1 protein-coding gene is annotated in these 898 nt (G+C 69.0%); it reads right to left on the bottom strand.

What is annotated here, in order from left to right; genetic code table 11:
• Nucleotides 1-898: porin (locus tag MFF58_RS31825; protein WP_238294321.1), on the bottom strand; the 898-nt coding region annotated here is incomplete at both ends.

Here is an 898-nt window from a genome sequence, read left to right as displayed (position 1 = left end):
GCCCGGGATGAAGCCGAGGGTGTTCTGGACGTTGTTGGCATTCAGCTCGTGCACGGCGGCCGAGACCTGAGCCGAACCCCAGGCCTGATCGAGGCGGAGCACGCCGACGAAGTCGGGCAGCCGGCTCTTCTCGATGCCGTCGACGAAGTTGAAGCGCGACGGGGCGCCGGCGGCGTTGAACCCGGTGACCACCGGGATCGGCGAGTTGGTGAGGCCGAAGTTCACAACTGCCGCGTTGACCGTGACGTTGGCGGCGTTGACCGACGGAGAGAAGAGGCCGGTCCGGCGGAAGATCGGATCTTCGGCCGAGATCGTGGCCGACAGGCCGTTGCCGAGCGTGGCGGTGTAGGCGAGCAGGTTCGTCGAGAACACGTCCGAGCCGGCCGTGGCGCCGGTGAACTCGAAGTCGTGGGCGTAGAAGTCGAAGAACGACGAGGCGCGACCGGCGGTGAGGCCGGCGAACTGGATGAACGCCTTGTCGACGTTCATGTACGACTGGCCGCGGCCGAACTGATCGACGCCGAGCGCCGCGTAGGCCTGACCGATGCGCTGCTGCGTGCCGGAGGTGCCGCCGCCGTAGGGACCACCCGAGCGGTAGCCGGCGTCGAGGCGCACGAAGGCGCGCAGGGTGCCGTAGCCGGTCTGGGTGCGGGCATCGAGGTTGATGCGCATCCGGGTGCCGTAACCCGCGGTGTCGCCACCCTGGTTGAACTGGCGGGTGTAGGCGGTCTGGTAGCCGCCCTCGAACCGCGCGCGGCCGGAGAGGCGCAGGCAGGTGTCGGTGCCAGGAATGTAGAAGAAGCCGGCGCCGTAGGTGGAGCAGACGCGGACGTACTCGATCGGAACCGCCTTCTTGACCGGCAGGTCGGCGGCGTGCGCGGCGCCGACCGCCGCGAAG

The sequence above is a fragment of the Methylobacterium longum genome, assembly GCF_022179385.1.
Lineage (GTDB): Bacteria > Pseudomonadota > Alphaproteobacteria > Rhizobiales > Beijerinckiaceae > Methylobacterium > Methylobacterium longum.
Note: the sequence above shows the minus strand (reverse complement) of the source record. Positions and strands in the feature narration are given on the sequence as shown.